This window comes from Tenacibaculum sp. AHE14PA, from assembly GCF_019278465.1.
Lineage (GTDB): Bacteria > Bacteroidota > Bacteroidia > Flavobacteriales > Flavobacteriaceae > Polaribacter > Polaribacter bernardetii.
In genome coordinates, this window is the sequence record NZ_CP058983.1 from 76,639 (window position 1) to 99,465 (window position 22,827).

At 30.7% G+C, this 22,827-nt stretch carries 24 protein-coding genes; 9 read left to right on the forward strand and 15 right to left on the reverse strand.

Annotated features, from left to right (window positions below; translation table 11 throughout):
* The first annotated feature begins 106 nt into the window (after positions 1-106).
* Together H0I30_RS00360 and H0I30_RS00365 are read left to right on the forward strand one after the other, a co-directional pair.
* Positions 107-1,258 carry an SAM-dependent methyltransferase gene (locus H0I30_RS00360; RefSeq protein ID WP_218772333.1) on the forward strand — a complete coding sequence of 384 codons (1,152 nt, stop codon included), beginning with the start codon at positions 107-109 and terminating at the stop codon, positions 1,256-1,258.
* 604 nt (positions 1,259-1,862) lie between these two features.
* Complete coding sequence (locus tag H0I30_RS00365) at positions 1,863-2,777, forward strand: EamA family transporter (RefSeq protein ID WP_218772334.1); 915 nt, start codon at positions 1,863-1,865, stop codon at positions 2,775-2,777.
* On the opposite strand, the gene H0I30_RS00370 is transcribed toward H0I30_RS00365, so the two are convergent.
* The 12 genes from H0I30_RS00370 to H0I30_RS00425 all read right to left on the reverse strand — a co-directional run bounded on the left by H0I30_RS00370 (position 2,778) and on the right by H0I30_RS00425 (position 12,804).
* A complete protein-coding gene (locus H0I30_RS00370; protein ID WP_218772335.1) occupies positions 2,778-3,182 on the reverse strand; it encodes a hypothetical protein in 405 nt (134 codons plus the stop codon).
* A gap of 21 nt (positions 3,183-3,203) precedes the next feature.
* On the reverse strand, positions 3,204-4,025 hold the full coding sequence (locus H0I30_RS00375) for a DUF1853 family protein (protein ID WP_218772336.1): 822 nt from the start codon (positions 4,023-4,025) through the stop codon (positions 3,204-3,206).
* Positions 4,025-4,189, reverse strand: a complete 165-nt coding sequence (locus H0I30_RS00380; RefSeq protein ID WP_218772337.1) for a hypothetical protein — start codon at positions 4,187-4,189, stop codon at positions 4,025-4,027. Before H0I30_RS00380 ends, H0I30_RS00375 begins: the two co-directional genes overlap by 1 nt.
* 21 nt (positions 4,190-4,210) lie before the next feature.
* Positions 4,211-4,714 (reverse strand): OmpH family outer membrane protein, encoded by a 504-nt coding sequence (locus tag H0I30_RS00385; protein WP_218772338.1) that lies wholly within the window; start codon positions 4,712-4,714, stop codon positions 4,211-4,213.
* A gap of 60 nt (positions 4,715-4,774) precedes the next feature.
* Positions 4,775-5,683 carry a tRNA (adenosine(37)-N6)-dimethylallyltransferase MiaA gene (miaA, locus tag H0I30_RS00390; RefSeq protein ID WP_218772339.1) on the reverse strand — a complete coding sequence of 303 codons (909 nt, stop codon included), beginning with the start codon at positions 5,681-5,683 and terminating at the stop codon, positions 4,775-4,777.
* The gene (locus tag H0I30_RS00395; protein ID WP_218772340.1) at positions 5,684-6,496 is read right to left on the reverse strand and encodes an ion transporter; all 813 of its coding nucleotides are present in this window, start codon (positions 6,494-6,496) and stop codon (positions 5,684-5,686) included.
* Positions 6,497-6,526: 30 nt separating this feature from the next.
* Complete coding sequence (locus tag H0I30_RS00400; protein WP_218772341.1) at positions 6,527-7,624, reverse strand: exonuclease domain-containing protein; 1,098 nt, start codon at positions 7,622-7,624, stop codon at positions 6,527-6,529.
* Positions 7,625-7,655: 31 nt separating this feature from the next.
* The gene (locus H0I30_RS00405) at positions 7,656-8,336 is read right to left on the reverse strand and encodes a YggS family pyridoxal phosphate-dependent enzyme (RefSeq protein WP_255554334.1); all 681 of its coding nucleotides are present in this window, start codon (positions 8,334-8,336) and stop codon (positions 7,656-7,658) included.
* Positions 8,326-9,564 carry a DUF1015 domain-containing protein gene (locus H0I30_RS00410; protein WP_218772342.1) on the reverse strand — a complete coding sequence of 413 codons (1,239 nt, stop codon included), beginning with the start codon at positions 9,562-9,564 and terminating at the stop codon, positions 8,326-8,328. Before H0I30_RS00410 ends, H0I30_RS00405 begins: the two co-directional genes overlap by 11 nt.
* 15 nt (positions 9,565-9,579) lie before the next feature.
* Positions 9,580-10,533 (reverse strand): NAD(P)-dependent oxidoreductase, encoded by a 954-nt coding sequence (locus H0I30_RS00415; RefSeq protein WP_218772343.1) that lies wholly within the window; start codon positions 10,531-10,533, stop codon positions 9,580-9,582.
* A 90-nt stretch (positions 10,534-10,623) separates the two neighbouring features.
* Complete coding sequence (gene serC / locus H0I30_RS00420) at positions 10,624-11,688, reverse strand: 3-phosphoserine/phosphohydroxythreonine transaminase (RefSeq protein WP_218772344.1); 1,065 nt, start codon at positions 11,686-11,688, stop codon at positions 10,624-10,626.
* 54 nt (positions 11,689-11,742) lie between these two features.
* Positions 11,743-12,804: an acyl-CoA reductase gene (locus H0I30_RS00425; RefSeq protein ID WP_218772345.1), complete on the reverse strand. Its 1,062-nt coding sequence runs from the start codon at positions 12,802-12,804 to the stop codon at positions 11,743-11,745.
* A 71-nt stretch (positions 12,805-12,875) separates the two neighbouring features.
* On the opposite strand from H0I30_RS00425, the gene H0I30_RS00430 reads away from it, so the two are divergent.
* On the forward strand, positions 12,876-13,226 hold the full coding sequence (locus H0I30_RS00430; protein WP_218772346.1) for a 4Fe-4S dicluster domain-containing protein: 351 nt from the start codon (positions 12,876-12,878) through the stop codon (positions 13,224-13,226).
* Positions 13,227-13,377: 151 nt separating this feature from the next.
* On the opposite strand, the gene H0I30_RS00435 is transcribed toward H0I30_RS00430, so the two are convergent.
* Positions 13,378-16,122, reverse strand: coding sequence for a TonB-dependent receptor (locus tag H0I30_RS00435; protein ID WP_218772347.1), 2,745 nt, complete (start codon positions 16,120-16,122; stop codon positions 13,378-13,380).
* Between the two features lie 164 nt (positions 16,123-16,286).
* Here H0I30_RS00435 and ychF point away from each other — a divergent pair, with 164 nt between their 5' ends.
* Together ychF and H0I30_RS00445 are read left to right on the forward strand one after the other, a co-directional pair.
* On the forward strand, positions 16,287-17,378 hold the full coding sequence (gene ychF / locus H0I30_RS00440) for a redox-regulated ATPase YchF (protein WP_218772348.1): 1,092 nt from the start codon (positions 16,287-16,289) through the stop codon (positions 17,376-17,378).
* A gap of 217 nt (positions 17,379-17,595) precedes the next feature.
* On the forward strand, positions 17,596-18,267 hold the full coding sequence (locus H0I30_RS00445; RefSeq protein WP_218772349.1) for a DUF2461 domain-containing protein: 672 nt from the start codon (positions 17,596-17,598) through the stop codon (positions 18,265-18,267).
* Here H0I30_RS00445 and H0I30_RS00450 read toward each other — a convergent pair.
* Positions 18,259-19,596, reverse strand: coding sequence for an MATE family efflux transporter (locus tag H0I30_RS00450; protein WP_218772350.1), 1,338 nt, complete (start codon positions 19,594-19,596; stop codon positions 18,259-18,261). The genes H0I30_RS00445 and H0I30_RS00450 overlap by 9 nt on opposite strands.
* Positions 19,597-19,697: 101 nt before the next feature.
* Here H0I30_RS00450 and H0I30_RS00455 point away from each other — a divergent pair, with 101 nt between their 5' ends.
* From H0I30_RS00455 to H0I30_RS00470, 4 genes are read left to right on the forward strand one after another with little or no spacing between them, the layout of a single operon-like run.
* Entirely contained in the window at positions 19,698-20,087 is a 390-nt protein-coding gene (locus tag H0I30_RS00455) for a thioesterase family protein (protein ID WP_218772351.1), read from the forward strand.
* 34 nt (positions 20,088-20,121) lie between these two features.
* Entirely contained in the window at positions 20,122-21,240 is a 1,119-nt protein-coding gene (locus H0I30_RS00460; RefSeq protein WP_218772352.1) for a DEAD/DEAH box helicase, read from the forward strand.
* Complete coding sequence (locus H0I30_RS00465) at positions 21,241-21,861, forward strand: trimeric intracellular cation channel family protein (RefSeq protein WP_218772353.1); 621 nt, start codon at positions 21,241-21,243, stop codon at positions 21,859-21,861.
* Between the two features lie 14 nt (positions 21,862-21,875).
* Positions 21,876-22,337, forward strand: a complete 462-nt coding sequence (locus tag H0I30_RS00470; RefSeq protein WP_218772354.1) for a MaoC family dehydratase — start codon at positions 21,876-21,878, stop codon at positions 22,335-22,337.
* A 40-nt stretch (positions 22,338-22,377) separates the two neighbouring features.
* On the opposite strand, the gene H0I30_RS00475 is transcribed toward H0I30_RS00470, so the two are convergent.
* Positions 22,378-22,812, reverse strand: coding sequence for a hypothetical protein (locus H0I30_RS00475; protein ID WP_218772355.1), 435 nt, complete (start codon positions 22,810-22,812; stop codon positions 22,378-22,380).
* Between the last annotated feature and the right edge of the window lie 15 nt (positions 22,813-22,827).

Genomic DNA, 22,827 nt, shown 5'->3' on the forward strand with positions numbered 1-22,827 from the left:
AAGGATAATAAACAGCAATGTTTATTATCCTTCTTTTTTGCATAGAAAAAAGTTTTAGTTAGTCTATTTTACTAATAAACTAATGCTTATTAACTATTTTTGCAATATGAATGAATTTCAACAACTAAGAGATGCGTTAAACGAAAGTGTTTTAGAATCTGAATTTGTAAAACTAACTTTAAGTAAACCTATCAAGAAAAGTGATGGATTGCCAAACGTATATGTTCGTTTGGTAACTATTAAAGGAGCAGAAATGATGCAATTTACCTATCATTATACTACAAATGATAAGGTTAAAAATTATACTATTACCGAAGCATTATCTGAATTAGAAATCTTATTGATGGATAATTTTAGAGCGGCAACTTTATTTACATTATCTAAAGATTTATTGGTTTTTATATCAAAAAAGAAAAAGGTTTCTTATCGTGAAAATGCGGCGAGTTTTAAAAATAAATTGCCCGTAACCCATGATAAACCAAAAGAACGTTTAGCCGAAGCTGGAAGTTATTTACATTATTTAGGAATTACCGATAAAGAAGGTAAGGTGATTCATAAAATGGCCGATAAATACCGTCAAATTAATAAATATTTAGAGATTATTGAAGGTTTATTAAAGTCTACCAAATTACCAAAACATATTAATATTGTTGATATGGGATCGGGTAAAGGCTATTTAACTTTTGCTTTGTATGATTATTTAGTAAATCAAAAAAAATACAGTGCTACAGTTACTGGTATTGAATTGCGTAAAGAATTGGTGGATTATTGTAATGATATAGCCGAAAAATCTGAGTTTAAAAAATTATCGTTTGTAGCTCAGCCAATTCAGGAATATGATAATAATAAAATTGATATTTTAATTGCTTTACATGCTTGTGATACCGCAACAGACGATGCCATTTACAAAGGATTATCAGCTAAAGCTGAATTAATTATTTGTGCACCATGTTGTCATAAACAAATCCGCCAGCAAGTAAAAGGAAAAGAGCAGGAGAGTCCGCTTTTAAAATACGGAATCTTTAAAGAGCGCCAATTCGAAATGGTTACTGATACGATCCGTGCGCTTATTTTAGAAAAAAGTAATTACAATACAAAAGTATTTGAATTTATAAGTAACGAACATACGCGTAAAAATGTAATGTTGGTGGCAAGTAAATCATCTAAAAAGAACGATACTTCTAAAATAGATGATAAAATATCTGGCTTAAAAGAAACATATGCTATAGAAAGTCATTATTTAGAGACACTTATATAAAAGTATTTTGATTGATTAATGTTTATGAAAACCTGATTTATTTCAGGTTCTCATGGCGATTTAGTATTGCTTTTTAGGATGTGATACTGAAACAAGTTCAGTACGACGACTATGTTTTTTTATGTAGATTTTACGTCAACCTAAATTTATTTCAGGTTCTCATGGCAATTTAGTATTGCTTTTAGGATGTGATACTGAAACAAGTTCAGTATGACGACTATTTTTTTTATGTAGATTTTACGTCAACCTGAATTTATTTCAGTTTCTCATGGCAATTTAGTTTGAATTAAGAGAATTTGATTCTGAAATAAATTCAGAAAGACGATTTGATATTTATAGAATATACTTTGATATATTTCAAACAAAAGATCACCACTATTGGTAATTTTTTTGTTTTTAAAAATCTCACATGTTTTAATAAAATAACTAGAAGTATAGAACTTAGCCATAATTTAATAAGCAGTCTAGCCCCGATTGTAGCATTTGTTTGAGCTCCTCGCAGAGAGCGAGTGCGAAAAGCGGGAAATAGCTTCTGAAAAAATATATTTTAATCCACTTTTATAAATTACAATTATAGTATTTTTACTTTATAAACTAAGTAAGTATGAAAAACTCCAAATTATTAATTATTGCAGCATTTTTTTCGATATATATTATATGGGGATCTACTTATTTATTTAATAAAATTGCGGTAACCGAATTGTCTCCCTTATTTTTGGCTTCTATTCGATTTTTAGTGGCAGGTGTGTTGATTATGATCATTGCTACATTGTTAAAAATATCAATAAAAATAAACAAAACACAACTTCTAAATTCAGCAATAGCAGGTTTTTTGTTTCTAGTATATGGAAACGGAGTTTTTGTATGGGCTTTAAAATATGTTGATACAGGTTTTGCTGCATTATTAGCATCAACACAACCATTGTTTGTGCTTTTCTTATTGCGTTTAATAGATGGTAAAAAAATGCAACGGAAATCAGTAATCGGAGTGTTATTTGGTTTAGCGGGAATGTATTTATTGGTAAGTCAGAAAGAAATTACAACTTCTGAAGGTGGTGTTTTAGGTATTTTTATGATCTTAACCTGTGTGTTAAGTTGGAGCTACGGAAGTGTTTTTGTATCGAAAGCAGATTTACCAAAAAATTACTTGGTTGCTACGGGATATCAAATGTTAATAGCAGGAACTATATTAGTAATATCAAGTTTAATTTTTAAAGAAACATGGGTTTCGCCATTAAATTGGGCTAGTAAAACACAAGGAGCGATGCTGTTCTTGGTTATTTTTGGAGGTATTGTTGCTTTTACAGCTTTTAATTATCTTTTAAAATCGGTATCACCAGAAAAAGTAGCAACATCCGCTTATGTAAACCCGATAATAGCCTTGTTTTTAGGTTGGAGTTTGTTAGATGAGCAACTTACCGAACAATCGGTAATAGCATCTGTAATTTTATTAACAGGTGTTTATTTTATTACATCTAGAAAAAGATTGGTAAAAACTGTCGCAAGAAAAGGATCATAGTTAAACCCCTTCGCCATTCACAAAAATAACTTGAGATCCAAACTCATGAAAAATCGTTAAGCCAGCTTCTTTTTTCCCTAAACTTTTAGGAGAGAAAAGAATATTGAATTTTATTTTATTCTCTGTTAGATAGGTGCCTTCTGCAATTCCCTGAATTGTAAATTCACTAGCATTTTTTCCTCGGATTTTTATATCGGTAACTTTTATTTTATAAGGACATGTATTATAAATTTCGAATTCAATAATTTTAGTTGTAAAAACAGCTGTTTCTAAAATATTGTAACCTTGTGAGATTTTATCGAATTCTATGCATGATGCGCTTTTAACTTCATCTTCAACACAGGAAGAAAATGCGAAAATAAAAAGTACTGAAAGGGTAAATGATACGGTTTTTATTATTTTCATAATTTATTTTTCTAGGTGATATCAAAAATCCCACCAAACAACAAAAAACTTCATGATTTTACCGTTCGGGTGTTTTATCCAGCATAAAGGTGCTCTTTTTTCTTCAAGAAAAGAGTTAGCTTTTTCAGTATAAAGATTAAAATTAAGCCAATCAATATTTGTATGTGGTTTAACCAACCAATCGTGTTTATTCGGAATGTGAAATTTACATTCCTTAAATTGTTCGAGTTCTTTTAACGTTGCATAAAACCCAATAATACAGTCATTATTTATTAGAGGAAACTTGTTTCCATATTCTTTTAAAGGAACAAATAACTGGGCTTTAAAATAGAGTTGCTGATCAATTTCGTTAGTAACTAAATTTAGTTTATCTAAATAAGTTTCGCATTGTTTAGAGTAGAGTAGTGGTAATTGTTTTTCTTTAAGTTTTGTTAGTTTTTGTACTAATGAATCTTTTCTGTTTGGCCCAATCCAATGTGCTATTTCTGTACTTCCTACGGTATTATCATATAGATAAAATTTGTAAACAATTTCTACATGTATTGGTTTTTCATTTTTATATAAAATACAATCTAACTCGCCTAAAGTTAATTTTTCTTGTTGAATTTGAATGTTTTCGGCAATAATTTTAATTGATGAATTTTGTTGTAGCTCATAAGAAACAAAACGTTCTACTAATTTTCCTAAGCGTAAATTTTGGGTAATTACAGCGTTAAAAATAGTTATTTTATTTGGGTTTATTTCAAATTGGTCAAAATCAAAAACACCTTTTCCATGCCATAGAAAAGGTGTTTGTAAAAATCCTTCGTATTGTAATTGTAAGTTTTTAGATTTTTTATCCATTAAAAAGAAATAGGATTATTCTTAATTTTATTAGCAATAAGAAAGCCTATCCCAGCACCAATTAAGATTCCGGAAATAAAATTAATAATTTCAATTTTTAGCATCAATTGCATTATCATTCCAATAAATATTAATGCGAGTCCTATAAATTCTTTTTTATTCATAATGCTTTTGAAAAGTCAAAATTATTCTTTGATACCTAATTTATCTAAAACTAATTGAGTGATGTCAAAATTTTCATCAACATAACCAAATTCATTCCCATCAGTAGTTAAAACTTGAGTATAACCATTTTCTTTAGCAACTTCGCTAATAACTTCACTTAGTTTTTTATATAACGGTCGCATATATTCTTCTCTTTGTAATTGCATCATTTTTGTACCGTTAACACGAAATTTTTGTAAATCTTGTTCTAAAGAAATTAGTTCTTGATATTTTGTTTTTTTATCAGCTTCACTTAATGTTTTTTGAGTCTCACTAAAGGTTTGAGATTTCGTTTGATACTCAGTAGCTTTTATGCTAAAAGAAGAATCTAATTTTTTACCAGAATTTTCTACTCTTCGTAAAACATTTTTCATTTGTGGCATTTTACCTATAATTAAGTTACTATTTACAGTACCTAATTTAGTTTGAGAAAATGTTACTGTAGATAAAAGAATTGCAGCTAAAAATATAATATTTGATTTCATGTTTTTTTGATGTTTTTGACAAATATAAAAAAGTGAACGAGCTAAGTGCTTTAAAATTTGTTAAAATTGATTTTTAATAGCTGTTACAATTGTTTCGAGGTCAGATTGATAATCAAACCAAACGATTTCTTTATCTTTTCTAAACCAAGTTCCTTGTCGTTTTGCAAAACGACGAGTATTTTTTTTAATTTCTTCAATAGCAAATTCTTTGGTAAAATTACCATCTAAATATTCAAATAATTCTCTATATCCAACCGTTTTTAAAGCATTTAATTTTTTATGAGGATACATTGTTTTAGCTTCTTCTAATAAACCAGTATCCATCATCATATCAACACGTTTATTAATACGATCGTACATTATTTGTCTATCGGCAGTCAATCCAATTTTTATCGATTGAAAATTACGAGGAGCTTTTGGTTTGTTTTTAAAAGAAGCGTAGGTTTTACCTGTGCCGATACAAATTTCTAAAGCACGCATTAACCGATGCGGATTATCAATAGTTATCGAATTATACGTTTCAATATCTAGTTCTTTTAATTTATTCTGAAGCGGTTCTATTCCGTTTTCTTCTAATTCTTTGGTAAGATTTATTCTTATTGATGGATCAATTTCCGGAAAGTAATCTAACCCTTTTAAAACCGCATCAACATATAAACCACTACCGCCAACCATTATTTGGATTGGATTTTTCAGGAATAATTCATCTAACTTACTTAAAGTATCTTTCTCAAACTGACCAACCGAATACTCTTCGAAAATACTTTTATTTTGAATAAAATGATGTGTAGCTGCAGCCAATTCATCAGAATCAGGTACCGCAGTTCCGATAGTCATTTCTTTAAAAAACTGACGAGAATCACACGAAATAATATCGCAATTAAAATGTTGTGCTAACTTTATGCTAAGTGCAGTTTTACCAATAGCTGTAGCACCAACAATGGTTATTAATATATTTTTTTGAGACATTTAATTAAGTTTTGTTCCGCAGTTATAACAAAATTCGGCATCATCTTTATGTCCGGTAGTTGAACAATCAGGGCATTTTTTTGAATCAGACAAAGCTTGTTTTCTTGCCATTTCTGAACTTACAATTCCTGTAGGAATCGCAATAATAGCGTATCCGATAATAACAGTAATACTTGCGATTAATTGACCTAAAGCAGTTTGCGGAGCAATGTCTCCGTAACCAACAGTCGTTAATGTTACGATAGACCAATATATGCTTCTAGGAATACTAGTAAAACCATTTTCAGCACCTTCTATAAAGTACATTACAGCACCTAAAATAATGCAAACAATAAGAACAAAATATAAGAATACTCCTATTTTAGCTTTACTTGCATTTAAAGATTTTATAAGTTGATTAGATTCTCCTACGTATCTCGAAACCTTAAGAATTCGAAAAATTCGTAGCAATCTAAACGCTCTTAGCGCGACTAAACTATGTGAACCTATTAAAAATAGTGATAAATATTTAGGTATGGTAGATAAAAAATCAACAACGCCATAAAAACTAAAAATATATTTTGATGGTTTTTTAATGGATATTATTCTAGCAAAATATTCTATGGTAAATAAAAAGGTAATAACCCACTCAGCAGTATTTAAAAAATCATGATATTTATTATCAAAGCTCTCAATACTTTCAAGCATTACTAATAAGATACTAATTAAAATAGCAAATAGTAACACGATGTCAAACAACTTACCAGCTGGAGTATCTGTTCCGTAAATTACATCATGTAATTTGTCTTTCCAGTTTTTCGTTTTGTTTTCCAAAAAAAATATTTTTATGATGTTTTAACAATATTACAAATTATTTTCTATTTGTAATCTTACTATTTTAGACACTTTATTTTTTAGTAAATAATTTTTAATAATTGTTTTGGCTAAATCGGCACTTTCTATAGGAGTAAGCATTGATTTTAATATACTTAAATTATTTTCTTGAAAAGCTAAGTTGGTATACGTATATCCTAAAACGATGTTGTTTTCTATTAAAATGACAGCATGTTCTTCTGGGACCCTTCCTTTATCTACAATTAATAAATTATCGTGATTAAAATTCTTATCAGCATTTTTTCGTTTGCGAATAACGTTAAACTTAGGTTTTAACCTTGTAAGCTCTAAATGATATTTTAAACGAGTAAAAAGTACATTACCGGTTTCTTCATAGCTAACATCGTTAACTCTTTTTAATATTTTCTTAGCTTTAGGAGTTTCTTTTAAAAATAGTTTATTTGTTTCTTGTTTGATGTTTTTTCCTCTACCAATAAATATAATAGTACCTTGTTCATTATGCACGTAAAACACACCTTGTTTTTCAGGTAGCTTATCTAATATCTTTATAAGACGTTGCTTTTCTTGCCTGTTATCAGCATATTTTATTGATTGTTGAATAATGCTTTTATGAACATCTTTTTCTAACAATAATTTAAATAACTGTATAGTTGCTAAAGCATCTCCGTTAGCTCTGTGTCTATCAGACATAGGAATACCAATAAAACGGCATAGTTTACCTAAACTGTGTGAAGGAGATTCTGGAATTAATTTTTTACTAAGTGCTACAGTACAAAGTGTATTTCTCTTAAAATCATAGCCTAAACGTTTAAATTCTAGACGTAAAATACGATAATCAAAATTAGCGTTGTGAGCAATAATAGTACACCCTTCAGTTATCTCTATAATTCGTTTTGCCACCTCGTAAAACTTTGGTGCATTTCGAAGCATTTTATTATTTATACCTGTTAATTTAACAACAAATTCTTGAATATCTCTTTCAGGATTTACTAAACTAATAAACTGATCGACTATTTGGTGTCCATCAAATTTATGAATAGCAATTTCAGTCATTCCTTCTTCATTAAATTTACCCCCTGTTGTTTCAATATCTAATATTGCGTACAATTCTTTTTCTTTTTAGCTGATTAATGTAAATCTAAACAATATAATTTCGAACTCCAAAAATAGCACTACCAATTCTTACCATATTACTACCATTTTCGATAGCTAATTGATAGTCACCGCTCATTCCCATTGATAACGTAGATAGTTTTGAGTTTTTATTTTGCCTTTCAGTAAAAAATGTAGCTAACGATGAAAATTCTTCTTGTAATTGCTCCTGATTATCTGTAAAAGTAGCCATTCCCATAAAGCCAACAACCTTTATATTTTGTAACTCTGAAAATTCTTCTGATGAAATAATTTCATCAATCTCTAAAAAGGACAAACCAAACTTGGTATCTTCTTTTGCAATACGAGCCTGAAGTAAGCAGTTAATTACACGATTGTGTTTTTTAGCTTGTTTGTTAATTTCTGTCAAGGTTTTTAAACTATCTACACCGTGAATTAAATCAACAAAATGCGCCATGTATTTTACCTTATTGCGTTGTAAATGTCCAATCATATGCCATTTAATGTCTTTTGGTAAAGCATCAAACTTTGTTACCATTTCCTGAATTTTGTTTTCACCAAATACACGCTGACCTGCATCATATGCTTCTTGAAGGTCGGTAATAGGTTTGGTTTTAGAAACCGCAACTAAGGTTACATTTTCGGGAATAGTATTTTTTATTTCTTGAAGATTTTCTTTAATTCCTGTCATCATATCAAAATTCATAAATAGTTAAAGCACTTCTCAGTTTAGGTTCGATATAAGTGGTTTTAGGTGGCATTAACATATCCGCATCTACAATTTCTTTTAGTTCGTTTATTGTGGTTGGTAACATACCGAAAGAAACTTTAAAATCGCCACTATCAACTTTTGTTTTCAACTCTAAACTGTCTGATTTATCTTGCGAATACATTATTTTTGATGCGTTTCTTATATCTTTAATTCCTAAAATCGGATTTAAAATGGTTTGATACAAAATTTGAGCATCTAATTTACTTAAAGCATCTGTAAATTTATAGACAGATTTTCGCAAGTGTAAAGCATAAAACTCCCCATTTAAATACATGCTAAATTGATGCTTTTCTTTTGGCCTATATAATTCCTGACCTCTGTTTTCTATTCTAAAAAAGGTGTCTAATTCAATTAAAAACTCATCAACAGCTAAGCCGTTTAAATCTTTTATAAATCGATTAAATTCATAAATACTTAATTGGCTTTCGGGTAACAAGTAGCTCATGAAGAAATTATATTTTTCGTTACCAGTATGTTCCGGATTTTCTTTTGCCAAGTTTTTTGCAAGCAAGCAAGCAGAAGTAGAGCGATGATGGCCATCGGCAATATATAAAGTGTTTACTTGTGAAAAAGCATTAGAAATTTGTGCAACATCTTTTTCATCATCTATAATCCATAATAAATGTGAATCCTTATCTGTTGTAGAAAATTCGTATTCAGCCCTATTTTTACGATATTTTTTAATAATACTATTAATAATATCATCATCAGGATACGTTAAAAGCACAGGTTCTGCATTAAACCCAGTGTTTTTTAAGTAGTTTTCAAATAATAATTCTCTTTCTCTTAAAGTGCCTTCGTGTTTTTTAATGGTATTGTTGTGGTAATCTTCTACAGAAGTTGCAGCTATAATTCCGCAAAAAGAATTGGTTGGTGTTATTTTTTGATAAATATAAAAACCAGGGTTCTTATCTTTTGTAAAAATACCATCTTCTTTAAATTCTAAATAACGATTGTGCACCAATTTAAAGCGTTGATCACCAGTAATATCTTGTTTATGATATTTATACCCAGGATTTACAACATGTAAAAATGAAAAAGGATTAAAAGCTAACTTAGCATTTAACATGTCTGGAGGATAAACTTCATATGATTTAGAAGATACCATGGCAACTTTATCTCGAGTTGCTCGTACTGCTTTAAATGGTTTTACAATTGCCATTAATAATTTTAGTTTTTAGTGTAAAGAATTAATAATTTTATCTGCCAACTCTGTACCTGTTTTATGCTGTGCTTCTATAGTATATGAAGCAATATTAGGACTTAAAGAAAGTTCAGGATTCATTAATAACTGAATCTCTGGATTTGGTTGATTTTCGAAAGTATCTAAACCTGCATACTTCACTTTACCGCTCTCTATAGCGTTAATTAAGGCAACCTCATCTACCAACCCGCCTTGAGCGACATTAATAAAACCAACTCCGTCTTTCATCTTTTCAAATTCTTTAACTCCGATTAGATGCTTTTCTTGAGCAGATAAATGTAAGCTGATAAAATGTGCTTCTTTTAATAACTCATCAGAACTTAACATATCAATTTGAATATCAATAATTTCACCGTTAAAAAACTCCACTGGAATTGTTATTGTATTATCGAAGTTAACATCAAAGGCAACCACTTTCATTCCAAGTCCTAAAGCGAGTTTAGCTACTTGTTGTCCTGCAGCATTCATACCAATAATACCCAATGTTTTACCACGTAATTCGGTTCCGTTAGAAAATTGAGATTTTAAAGCATTAAAACTTACATCGCCTTCTAAAGGCATTTCTCTGTTGGCTTGATGTAAATAACGAGCCATTCCTAATAAATGGGCAAAAACCAATTCGGCAACAGCATTGGCACTAGCATCAGAAATATTTACAACTTGTAAACCAGCTTCTTCAGCATATATAACATCTACGTTGTCGTTATTTGTACTTGCGTTTGCAATTAACTTTAAGGTCGGACAATTATCTATAAGTTCAGCATGTATTTCTGTAGTGTTTTTAATAATGATGGCATTAATTTCTTCATCATTGATAAAACTATCTAATTGCTCTTGGGCAACTTTGGTAACTATTACTTCAAATCCTGCATTTTCTAAAGTAGCTTTTCCACTTTCTGAGATTCCGTCGTTTGCTAATATTTTCATTCTTACTTTTATAATGTCATTGCGAGGAATAAAATGATGTGGCAATCTTTATAAATAGATTCCTTCACTTTGTTCGGAATGACGTTTGTATTATGCTTTTCGTTCTAATTCTTGCATTACATCTACCAATGCTTGCACACTATATAATGGCAATGCATTGTACATACTTGCTCTGTAACCACCAACACTTCTGTGGCCGTCTAAACCATTAATATTGGCTTCTTTCCATAGGGTGTTAAATGTTTCTTTTAAATTGTTGTCTGTTAAAGAAAAAGTAGCGTTCATATGGCTTCTGTCTTCTTTAACAACAGCTCCTTTAAATAAAGGGTTTCTATCTATTTCACTATATAAAAGTGCTGATTTTTGATTGTTTACTTTTTCTATAAACTCAATTCCGCCTAAATCTTTCAACCACTCTAAAGTAAGCATTGATGTATACACCGCAAAAACAGGAGGTGTGTTAAACATGCTATCTTTATCAATAAAAGTTTGGTAATTTAGCATTGATGGAATCTCGCGTGTTACTTTGCCTAAAACATCTTCTTTTACAATTACTAACGTTGTTCCTGCAGGACCCATGTTTTTTTGGGCACCAGCATAAATCAAATCAAACTTAGAAAAATCTAATTGACGCGAAAATATATCAGAACTCATATCACAAATTAACGGAACATTAGTTTCAGGAAAACTTTTCATTTGCGATCCGTAAATTGTATTGTTACTCGTACAATGAAAATAATCTACATCTGTAGGAATTTCATATCCTTTAGGTATGTAATTAAAGTTTTTATCTTCGGATGAAGCTACCTCAACCAATTCGCCAAATAATTTTGCTTCTTTAATAGCTTTGCTACTCCAAGTACCGGTATTTAAATACGCGGCTTTTTTGTTTAGTAAATTGTAAGCAGTCATTAAAAATTGATTGCTTGCACCGCCTTGTAAAAATAGCGCTTTGTAACCTTTGTTTTCTAAGCCTAATAATTCTAAAGCTAAACTTCGTGCGTTTTCAATAACAGCAACAAAGGGTTTACTTCTGTGCGATATTTCTAACAACGATAAATTATCATCATTAAAGTTTATAATAGCTTCAGAAGCTTTTTGTAACACTTCTTCTGGTAAAATACACGGACCTGCACTAAAGTTATGTTTTTTCATTATTTAGTAGTGTTTTGTTAGCACAAAGGTGCGAAATTTATAAGGAGTTTATCTTTAAATTTTTGATAAAAATTCTAAGGTATTTACGCCATCAGCATAATCCCATAACTGCGGATTTTGTGTTTCGCCAAATGCAATTTCTCCTTCTATAAAATTATTTGCAACGATACACTGTGTTTTTTCTTCGTCTTGCTTTAATTTTGTTTTTAAATCATCTGCATTGTCGTAATATTCATAAAAAACAGAAGCAATAGGAGAGGCATAGCTTTCATCTTCCTTAATCATTAAAAACCCGTTTTCTAAAATATCGAACTCGCTCATTAAATACACCGCTTTGTTGTAATCGTAATTATTGGCATATTTTGCATTGTTGATAATTTCTTGTTTGTTAAACATTCCCGTAAAAAAAGGATCGAAATTATAATCTTTAGGAACATATAATTTTGATACCGAACGACAACCTAATCCGAAGTAACAAAATACATCATTACTTAAATTTTCAAAATCTTGTGCCGTTTCGTTTCCTGTTAAAACAGCAACCGAATTTCTGCTTTTTCTAATAATACTAGGTTTATCTTTAAAATAATATTCGAAATAACGCGCCGTATTATTACTTCCTGTAGCTATTACAGCATCAAAGCCAGTTAACTTTTGTTCCGTAAATGTAATTTTACCTTTTAATTCTGGCTGAACGTATTCTAAATACTTCGCTAAAAAAGGCAATAAGTTTTTATCGTTAGAAGATTGTTTAACTAAAACCGAATGCCCAGAAATTAAAACAGATAGGAAATCATGAAATCCGACTAGCGGAATATTTCCTGCCATAATAACGGCAACTTGTTTGATGTCATTTTTACCTAAATTTTCGTTAGCAACCCATTGTTGAATATTTTCGTTTGTTAAGGCTTTAGACCAACTTTCGGTAGCAAACAATAAGTTTTCTTTGGTAAACCAAGTATTTTTTTCTCCTGCTATTTTTAATTGATGTTTAAATCCGTCAAAAAACAAATCATTGAATTGGATATCGTTTTTTTGAGCAGTTTCTTTTTGGGTAAACTGGCTTAAAAATTTCCCTAATTCTACAAAAGCTGAAATTCTATTTTGGATTGTATCCATTTATTTTGTTTCTAAGTTAATTTGGAACTATTTTTGCGATTGCAAAGTTACAAAACTGAAACAGATTAATTATGGCAATTATTATAACAGATGAATGTATAAATTGTGGTGCATGTGAACCAGAATGTCCGAATACAGCAATTTATGAAGGAGCTGATGATTGGAAATATGCAGACGGAACAGATTTAACTGGAAATGTGGTTTTACCAAATGGTAAAAAAGCAAATGCAGATGAAACTCAAGAGCCTATTTCTGATGAAATTTACTATATTGTTGCAGACAAGTGTACCGAATGTAAAGGTTTTCATGAAGAGCCTCAATGTGCGGCAGTTTGTCCTGTAGATTGTTGTGTGCCTGATGATGATAACGTTGAAACTGAAGAAGCATTGTTAGGTAAGCAGAAGTTTATGCATAACGAATAACAATTATTTTAGAAATAAAAAAAATCCTGAGTTTTACCTCAGGATTTTTTTTATGATTAATTAGTAATAAAATTAGATGTTTTAAAATAAGAAAGCCGAAAATCATAAAAATTTCGGCTTTCTATCAAATAATTATAAAAAACGTGTAATATTAAAATTGATAATTCACTGATAAATTAAACATAGTTCCTAATTGACTAAAATGTGAACCATCATAAGTTGTTATAGCATAACGATTGTTAAATGTTATAGCGTTAGCTTCATTTTGAATTTGTGTTAAACCAGAACTAGTGATTGTTGTATCATCAATAATTGATTGACCGTTTGCATTTTCAGCTTTAAACTCCCATTCAGGGATAACATTAAGTATGTTGTTTACGTTTAGAGCGATACTAATCTTATCGGTGAACCTATAATTAATAGCTAAATCAGTAACAATTTTAGGTATAAACTCTGTTCTTAAATCATCACTCATAAACTTTTGTTTAAATGTAGTTTTCCCGAAGTATGTATTGTTTAAAGAAAAGTCCCATTTGTTAACATTATAGTTTGTTCCTAAAATCCATTTTGTTTTTGGTCTAGAAGTAAACATTAAAGCTAAATTAGCTCTATCTAGTACATCTTGTCCGTCAAATTGTGGTAAATCGCTTGTCCTTTCATTTTCTATCGTGTAGTTACCAGATAAATTAAAACCTAGTTTCCCTGCACCTAATTCAATTCTATTAAAACTAGCAACAAAGTCTAAACCAGATGTGGTAGTACTAAATCCGTTTACAAAAAATTGATTATTATTTATAGGGTTGGTATAAACGATTCTGTCATCAACATCAATTTTATAATAATCTACAGTAAAAGATACGTTTCTCATAGGTTTAGCTCCAAAACCAACGGTAACGTTTGTAGATTCTTCTGGTCTTAGTTTAGGAATACCTAAAGCTTTAGCTGTTGGCGATACGTTGTTAACCAAACCATTAATTTCGATACCTCCATCATCAGCAAAAGAATATTGAGCCTTTTCAGTATAAATTTGATGTAATGTAGGTGCTCTAAATCCTGTAGAAACAGACCCTCTTATAGTGTATTTATCATCAGCAAATTTATAACGAGAACTTATTTTCCAAACAAAAGTACTACCAAAATCAGAATAGTTTTCAGCTCTAGCGGTACCGCTTATCAAGAAATCTTTATTAATATCCCAATCTAAACTGACATAACCACCTAAGTTATAACGATTAAAACTACCAGAGTTTATAGGGTTGTTTCCCGCAAATGAATCAGAACCACCACCTTCATAAGAAGCAGTACTTCCTGCAATAATTTCAAATACTTCTGATCTAAATTCAGAACCGAAAGCAATAGATACATTGTCTGATAATATTCTAGAAATATCTATATTACCTACAACATGATTAAAAGCAGTACCTCCTGGGTTAAATGATGTAGGACTGTTTTCTCTATATTTATTGTTATTGAAAACAGCTTCACCCGGATCTACTTGCCCATTATTATTAGCATCATCCCAAACAGGATCTGTAAGAGTGTAAGAGCTATTATGAGAGTTGTTTACAGCATAAGATTGCTTGTTACCTCCAAAAGTTACACTAATGTCACTATTCCAACCGTTTTTCTTTGCTTTAAATCCTAAAGTAGCATTAAAATCATTTAATACACCTTCAAAAGTAGGTACATATCCGTCAAAACCACCCGCGTTTGTTGGATGACTTCCTGGAAATAAATCTGCTAAATATGGTTCTGTTACTACCGATTTCCAATACGGAGTTCTATAATTAGCAAAGCTATTTACGTTCTTATAAACGTATGCAGCATTAAAATATAGATTACTGTTTTCTGTTAAGTCATAACTACCATTAATTAAAAATTTAGAAGCAGTAGTTTCAGGAGCACCATTTATATTATTAGCGTCAGGGTTTCTTGATAAAAACTCTCTTACATCAGCTATGTCTGCTCCAAACTCCACTGCTTCACCTTCGGCGCTAACCATTCCTGGTCTATTTGCCAAGGTTGTTTTAGAGAAATCAACTGTGTAATTAATAAAACCTTTACCCGAATCACCAATTGAAGTTCCGTTATTAACACTAACTCCCAGCATTTCACCATCACCTTCAGAAGTAATACCTGCTCTAAAAGTTGCAGAACCACCGTTGTAATTATCTTTTAAGATAACATTCATAACACCAGCAATAGCGTCAGATCCATACTGTGCAGAAGCACCATCACGAAGTATTTGAATAGATTTTATTGCATCAGTAGGTATCGCAGAAATATCGGCACCAGTTTCTCCACGTCCAGGAGAATCTTGTGTATACAATAAAGCACTTAAGTTTTTACGTTTACCATTAATTAGTATTAACGTTCTACTTGGTCCCATATTTCTAATTTCATACGGATCTAATAAAGAAGTAGCATCATTAACAGGTGTTTGTACTGTATTAAATGAAGGTATTTTGTATTGTAGCGCTTTATCGAAAGTAGCTTGACCTGTAGATTGTAGATCTTTTGATGAAACGATATCGATAGGTAAAGCACTCGTAGTATTACTTCTTGTAGGTGTTCTAGAACCTGTTATAACTACTTCGTCTAATTCTAAACCTTCTTTAAGAACAATATTAAAATTAGTTTTTCCATTAACAGCTATTTCTTGAGTTTCAAAACCAGAAAAACTAATAATAAGCGTTGCGTTTGTATCTACACTTAAACTAAATTTACCATCTAAATCGGAAGAACCACCATTGGTAGTTCCTTTTTCTAGAATATTAGCGCCTGGTAATGGCGCGTTACTTGTATCTTTAATTGTTCCTTTAATTTGTATTTGAGCACTTAAAAAGTGCACACTGGCAAACATAAATACAATAAATAAAAGTGTTTTTTTTCTCATAATTTTTAATTTAGGTTAGTTAAATTTTCTTAAATGTAGTAAAAATCAATTGATTATGGTTTTTTATTTTAATTTTTAATGTTTTTTATTGAAAAAATTAATGATTGATTATAAAAACCAAAATAGTATATTTGCAAACGCAAAATTTTCAATAAAAGAACAGAATGAAAGCAGGAATTGTAGGGTTACCAAACGTAGGAAAATCAACGTTATTTAATTGTTTATCTAATGCAAAAGCGCAAAGTGCTAACTTTCCTTTTTGTACTATCGAACCTAATGTAGGTGTTGTAAATGTACCAGATCCTAGAATTCAGGTTTTAGAAGGTATGGTCAACCCAGAAAGGGTAATGCCTGCAACAGTAGAAATTGTTGATATTGCCGGTTTGGTAAAAGGAGCAAGTAAAGGAGAAGGATTAGGAAACCAATTCTTAGCAAACATTCGTGAAACAGATGCAATTATTCATGTTTTACGTTGTTTCGATAACGAAAATATTATTCATGTTGATGCTTCTGTAGATCCTATTAGAGATAAAGAAACGATTGATATTGAATTACAATTAAAAGATTTAGAAACTGTTCAGAAGCGTTTAGAGCGTGTAAAAAGAACCGCTAAAACTGGTAATAAAGAAGCTCAAATAGAATTAGAAATTCTATTAAGAGTTGAAGAAACTTTATTGAGAGGAGTTTCAGTAAGAGCTATAGATTTTTCAGAAAAAGATCAAGAAATTGTTCAATCATTACAATTTATTACTGCAAAGCCAGTATTATATGTATGTAATGTTGATGAAGGTGCTGCTGTGAATGGTAACGATTATGTTACTAAAGTAAGAGAAGCTGTAAAAGACGAAAATGCCGAAGTAATTGTTTTAGCTGTAGGTACAGAAGCAGATATTACTGAGTTAGACGATTACGAAGAGCGTGAAATGTTTTTAGCTGATATGGGCTTAAAAGAAGCAGGAGCTTCTGTTTTAATTAGAGCAGCATACAAATTATTAAACTTACAAACGTATTTTACCGTTGGTGTAAAAGAAGTAAGAGCTTGGACGATTAATATTGGTGATACTGCACCACAAGCAGCCGGAGTAATTCACACCGATTTCGAGAAAGGGTTTATCCGTGCCGAAGTAACCAAATACGAAGATTACACAACTTTAGGCGGTGAGCAAAAAGTAAAAGAAGCAGGTAAATTAGGTATCGAAGGTAAAGAGTACATCGTACAAGATGGTGATATTATGAATTTTAGATTTAACGTTTAAAATAATTATTAGGGCGTTCGAGCGGGCTTTCACTACTCGCTTTTTTTATTGTATTCTCGATAATAATTTGCGAAAAAGCAAATTCACTCGAATTGACAATAAAAAAGAGCTCAAACAAACCGTTCAATCCCTAACGCAAAAGAACAAAATATATAAACGCTGTCGATTTTTTCTACAGCGTTTTTTTGTACCTTTCAAACTGTAAAAAATAACATGTATGCAATTAGAAAAATCAACGCTTCAATTTTTAAAAGATTTAAAAGAAAATAACAATCGCGATTGGTTTGCAGCTCAAAAAGATGCTTTTAAAGAAATACAAGATCATGCAAAAGATTTTTACGCACACATAAGAGAAGATTTAGAAAAACACGACGAAATAGACAAGTTTAAGCTCTTCAGAATATATCGAGATGTTCGTTTTTCGAAAGATAAAACACCTTATAAACCTCATTTTGCAGGTTCTTTTTCTAGAAAAGGAAAACATTTACGTGGAGGTTATTACTTACGTATTCGTCCGGGAGAAAGTTTTTTAGCTGGCGGATTTTGGGAACCTAATAAAGAAGATTTATTACGTATACGAAAAGAAATAGAAATGGATGCTGCTGATTTTAGAGACATTTTAAAAGATCCAGAATTTGTAAAGAACTTTGGAGCTAGTTTTGAAGGAGCGGAACTAAAATCTGCACCAAGAGGATTCGATAAAAACCATCCTGATATCGACTTACTACGAAAAAAAGGATTTATTGCAGTTCGTAATTTTACAGATAAAGAGGTATTATCTAAAGATTTTTTATCCGAAGTAAATATTTCTTTTAAAGCTTTACGTCCGTTTTTTAACTTAATGAGCGATGTGTTAACTACAAATTTAAACGGAGAAAGCTTAATTTAAACTGCGTTTAATTTCTCTGTTTAAATATAAGTAAGTAACCAATGTAGCTAATATATCAGCAATTGGAAAAGACATCCAAACACCATTTATACCAAAAAATTTAGGTAGAATATATACTAACGGAATTAAGAAAAAACCTTGTTTTAATAATGTTAACAATAAAGCAGGTAAAGCTTTTCCTGCTGCTTGAAAATAAGCCGAACCTATGAGTTGAATTGTAATTACAGGGGTAGCTAAAAATGTTATAATTAAAGCATTAGAAGTAAGTTTAATCAATTTATCATCATCAGTAAAAAGGCTTACGAGTTCGGTAGGAAAAATCATTATTACTATGAAAATTAGTGTAGCTATTGCCGAACCAAAAGTTATCGCAATTTTTATAGACTCTTTAACTCTTGTAGTATTGTTTGCACCATAATTAAACCCTGCAATAGGCAAAAAACCTTGCGTTACTCCTAATACAGGAAAGAGAGAAAATAGCATTACTCGGTTGATTATTCCATATACTGCAATTGATATTTCTCCACCATATTTAAATAAGGTATAATTTAAAATAATAATTAAAAGACTAATTGTTCCTTGTCTAATAATGGTAATTCCGCCCAGGGCAATAATTTCTTTTAAAATAGAGAAATCAATAATAAAAAATTTTGGAATAATTTTTAACTCAGTATTTTTAGATAAGAAGAACCATAATATAAATAATCCACTTACAGCGTATGAGAATGAAGTTGCTAACCCGGCACCATACATTCCTAAATTCATGAATTTTATAAAAATAACGTCTAAAAGAATATTAATAACAGCTGGGAAAATTAAAGTAAGCATGGCATAATTAGGTTTTCCAACGGCTCTTACCACAGGATTTCCCATCATTGCAAAAGCTAAAAAAGGTACTCCCCAAAGAATAACATTAAAATAATCGGTAGCAGGAGTTAATATTTCTCCTTTAGCCCCAAATAACTGTAAAAGAGGAAAGCCAAAAAAGATTCCTATGGCTACAAATAATACAGATAAGAAAACAGTTAAACTAATTTGATTACCAAATACTTTAAAAGCTTTTGAGGTGTCACCTTTACCTAAAGCTCTTGAAATAATAGAACTACCACCAATACCAATTCCCATTCCGATAGATGAAATTAAAAAAGCGATTGGTAAAACAACCGTAATTGCTGCAATTGCCATAACACTAATCCAACGACCAACGAAAATAGTGTCGACAATCATGTTTAATGACATTACTAAAATTCCTATAGAAGCAGGTATTGCTTGCTTTAAAAGAAGTTTACTAATCTTTTCGGTACCAAAGTTACTTGTAGTTTTATTCATACTTAGTTTTCAATCTTCGAAGATCAGCAATAAAATGATATAGATATAAAATCGAGGGTATATTTAAGTAATAATTAACATCATTGGCGTAGTTTTGTGAAATGAATTTTCATGAAAAAAAATACATTGCTACTGCAAATGAAATAGATGAGTATAATCATGTTAATAATGTGGTGTATGTAAAGTGGATGCAAGAAGTATCTGCAGATCATTGGACGTTTTTAATAAAAGATGTACCAAAACCAGATTATGTTTGGTTTGTAATTCGCCATGAAATAGATTACAAACAACAAGGTGCTTTAGGAGATGAAATTACTGTTAAAACTTGGGTAGGTGAAACAGCAGGAATAAAATCTGTTCGTCATTTCGAAATGCGAAGAGGAGCAACTCTTTTAGTGAAGTCGCAAACTACATTTTGTCTGTTAGACGCAAAAACACAAAAGCCAAAAAGAGTCACTAAAGAAATAACAAACTTACTTTTAGGGAAATAATAAAGCAATATCTTTGCATTTATAAATAAAGAGAATGACAACATTTACAGCATTAGGAATACGAAAAGAATATGTTCAGGGATTAAAGGAGTTAGGAATAACAACACCTACTGAAGTACAAGAACAAGCAATACCTTATTTATTACAAAACGATGCTGATTTTATTGGGTTGGCTCAAACAGGTACAGGTAAAACTGCTGCCTATGGTTTGCCTGCTTTACATAAGATAGATACATCAAAAGACACAATTCAAGCGTTAATATTATCGCCTACAAGAGAGTTGGTTCAGCAAATAAAAAAACAATTATTTAAGTTTACAAAATATGTAGACGATAAGATTTTTATAGAAGCTGTTTATGGTGGAGAAAAAATTGACCGTCAGATTAATAATTTAAAAAGAACGACACATGTAGTAGTAGCAACTCCAGGTCGTTTAATTGATTTGATAGAAAGAGGTGAAGTTGATTTAAAAGATATTAACACCTTAGTGCTTGATGAAGCTGATGAAATGCTGAGTATGGGGTTTAAATTAGATATAAACCGTATTTTAAAATATACTTCAGGTACAAGAAAAACATGGTTGTTCTCGGCAACAATGCCAGATGAAATAAGAAATATTATTAAAAAATATATGGATGCTTCAGCAAAACAGGTTGAAGTGAATAAAAACTCATTGGTAAACGCAAACATAACGCATCAGTTTGTGCAAACTACAATTCCAGAAAAAGTAGATGTAATTGTTAAGTTTTTAGAAAAAAGAAATGCTGAAAGGGGAATTATTTTTGCTAGAACAAAAGCAGGAGCTCAAAAATTAACGAAAGAGTTAAAAGAAGAAGGTTTTTCTGTAGAGGCTTTAGAAGGTGATATGCAGCAAAGAGATCGTGAAAAAGTAATGCGTGCTTTTAAAAATGAGAATCTTCAAATTTTAGTATCAACAGATGTTGCCGCAAGAGGGATTGATGTACATAATTTAGGATTTGTTGTGCACCATCAATTACCAGAACAAATTGAATATTACACACACAGAAGTGGTAGAACTGCAAGAGCAGGTAAAAAAGGAGTTTCTTTAGTCTTAATTCTTAACAATGAAAGAAATAATATAAAAGAGGTAGAAAGAACTTTACAAATACGAATTTCTGAAATAAAGATATAAGTGGATATTATTTACGCTCTTGATATTGCAGGGACATTTGCTTTTGCCATAAGTGGCTCACTAGTTGCAATGAAAAAAAACTTTGATTTATTCGGAGTTATTATCATTGCTTTTGTTACCGCAGTAGGTGGTGGTATGATGCGAGATGTTTTAATTAATGCACATCCAATAAATTGGATTGGTGATATTAATTATATCTGGACAATTTTAATAGCTGTAGCTGTTACATTTCTTTTTAGAAGTAAAATTGCGCCGTTAAGAAAAACCATGTTTCTATTCGATACTATTGGTATAAGTGTGTTTACATTATTAGGATTAGAGAAAGGATTAGCATACGATTTACACCCCTTTATAGCATTGGTTATGGGAATGGTTTCAGCTGTTTTTGGTGGAGTAATAAGAGATGTGCTTACCCGAAAAGTACCGTTAATTTTTAAAAAAGAAATATATGCTTCCGCTTGTTTAGCCGGCGGTGTGGTATATCTTATTTTGGGCAATTTTAATATAAATGAAGATCTTCATTTTATAATACCAGCAATTGTAATTTTTGTAATAAGAACTATTGCTGTAAAATATGAATTAGAGTTGCCAAAAGTAAAAGACGATGTTTATGGTAAGTAAATAATAGTATTGATATGAGTAAATTGGTTTTTGAAAATTTAGCAGCATTACATAGTTTAGAAGGAAAAACATTACCAGTAGGAACTTGGTTTACGGTTACCCAAAAAATGATTAATGATTTTGCTAATGCTACTTTAGATAAACAATGGATTCATGTTGATGAAGAAAAAGCAGCTAAACATTCTCCTACAGGAACTACGATGGCTCACGGATTTATGTCTGTTGCCATGCTGTCGGAGTTAATATCAGATTTAATAGAAATAAAAAGCGTTAAAATGGGCTTGAATTACGGATTAAATAGAGTCCGTTTTCCAAATTCTGTCCCAGTAAATAGTCAATTACGATTGATAAGTACTTTAAAACAAATTGAAGATTTTCCTAATGGAAAAAAATTAACGTTCAATTGCTTAATAGAAATAAAAGGACAAGAGGAACCAGCTTGTGTGGCTGAATTTATTTTTGTTTTAATAGAATAAAAAAGCTGTTTTTAAAGACAGCTTTAATTTTTTTTAAACATTAAGAAAGCCAACCTTTGGTTTCACATTTTTTAGTGTGCCACAGTATAAAAAAGGCAAATCCGATAACCATAAAAGGCATTATTAAAACACCAGCACCATACACTTCCATAGCTCCACTCATAAATACGTTGTATGTCATTTGTATAACAATAGCTATTAGAGAAGTTAAGAATATAGGTTTTGCGATTTTTTTACGTAGTAATAAAAATACACTTCCAAGAAAACCACCAAAAACAGCAAGGGCAAAAGCTGTCATAACCCAAGATGGAGTGTTTTGCGCCATTTCTAATACTTTTTCATCAGGATACATTGCTTTAAAAGTAGCGGTATTATAAGCTTGCTGTAGGTATTGATTAACACCCATTGCGTTCCATAATAATGAAATTACACCAATAACCCAAAATAAGGTATTTGGTTTTTTTGAATTTGTCATAAGTTTAAAAATTTA

What these genes read in the sequence shown, in the direction of transcription:
- H0I30_RS00360 (WP_218772333.1), top strand. Translation starts at nt 107, where the DNA reads ATGAATGAATTTCAACAACTAAGAGATGCGTTAAACGAAAGTGTTTTA.
- H0I30_RS00365 (WP_218772334.1), top strand. Translation starts at nt 1,863, where the DNA reads ATGAAAAACTCCAAATTATTAATTATTGCAGCATTTTTTTCGATATAT.
- H0I30_RS00370 (WP_218772335.1), bottom strand. Translation starts at nt 3,182, where the DNA reads ATGAAAATAATAAAAACCGTATCATTTACCCTTTCAGTACTTTTTATT.
- H0I30_RS00375 (WP_218772336.1), bottom strand. Translation starts at nt 4,025, where the DNA reads ATGGATAAAAAATCTAAAAACTTACAATTACAATACGAAGGATTTTTA.
- H0I30_RS00380 (WP_218772337.1), bottom strand. Translation starts at nt 4,189, where the DNA reads ATGAATAAAAAAGAATTTATAGGACTCGCATTAATATTTATTGGAATG.
- H0I30_RS00385 (WP_218772338.1), bottom strand. Translation starts at nt 4,714, where the DNA reads ATGAAATCAAATATTATATTTTTAGCTGCAATTCTTTTATCTACAGTA.
- miaA (WP_218772339.1), bottom strand. Translation starts at nt 5,683, where the DNA reads ATGTCTCAAAAAAATATATTAATAACCATTGTTGGTGCTACAGCTATT.
- H0I30_RS00405 (WP_255554334.1), bottom strand. Translation starts at nt 8,336, where the DNA reads ATGAATTTTGATATGATGACAGGAATTAAAGAAAATCTTCAAGAAATA.
- H0I30_RS00410 (WP_218772342.1), bottom strand. Translation starts at nt 9,564, where the DNA reads ATGGCAATTGTAAAACCATTTAAAGCAGTACGAGCAACTCGAGATAAA.
- H0I30_RS00415 (WP_218772343.1), bottom strand. Translation starts at nt 10,533, where the DNA reads ATGAAAATATTAGCAAACGACGGAATCTCAGAAAGTGGAAAAGCTACT.
- serC (WP_218772344.1), bottom strand. Translation starts at nt 11,688, where the DNA reads ATGAAAAAACATAACTTTAGTGCAGGTCCGTGTATTTTACCAGAAGAA.
- H0I30_RS00425 (WP_218772345.1), bottom strand. Translation starts at nt 12,804, where the DNA reads ATGGATACAATCCAAAATAGAATTTCAGCTTTTGTAGAATTAGGGAAA.
- H0I30_RS00430 (WP_218772346.1), top strand. Translation starts at nt 12,876, where the DNA reads ATGGCAATTATTATAACAGATGAATGTATAAATTGTGGTGCATGTGAA.
- H0I30_RS00435 (WP_218772347.1), bottom strand. Translation starts at nt 16,122, where the DNA reads ATGAGAAAAAAAACACTTTTATTTATTGTATTTATGTTTGCCAGTGTG.
- ychF (WP_218772348.1), top strand. Translation starts at nt 16,287, where the DNA reads ATGAAAGCAGGAATTGTAGGGTTACCAAACGTAGGAAAATCAACGTTA.
- H0I30_RS00445 (WP_218772349.1), top strand. Translation starts at nt 17,596, where the DNA reads ATGCAATTAGAAAAATCAACGCTTCAATTTTTAAAAGATTTAAAAGAA.
- H0I30_RS00450 (WP_218772350.1), bottom strand. Translation starts at nt 19,596, where the DNA reads ATGAATAAAACTACAAGTAACTTTGGTACCGAAAAGATTAGTAAACTT.
- H0I30_RS00455 (WP_218772351.1), top strand. Translation starts at nt 19,698, where the DNA reads ATGAATTTTCATGAAAAAAAATACATTGCTACTGCAAATGAAATAGAT.
- H0I30_RS00460 (WP_218772352.1), top strand. Translation starts at nt 20,122, where the DNA reads ATGACAACATTTACAGCATTAGGAATACGAAAAGAATATGTTCAGGGA.
- H0I30_RS00470 (WP_218772354.1), top strand. Translation starts at nt 21,876, where the DNA reads ATGAGTAAATTGGTTTTTGAAAATTTAGCAGCATTACATAGTTTAGAA.
- H0I30_RS00475 (WP_218772355.1), bottom strand. Translation starts at nt 22,812, where the DNA reads ATGACAAATTCAAAAAAACCAAATACCTTATTTTGGGTTATTGGTGTA.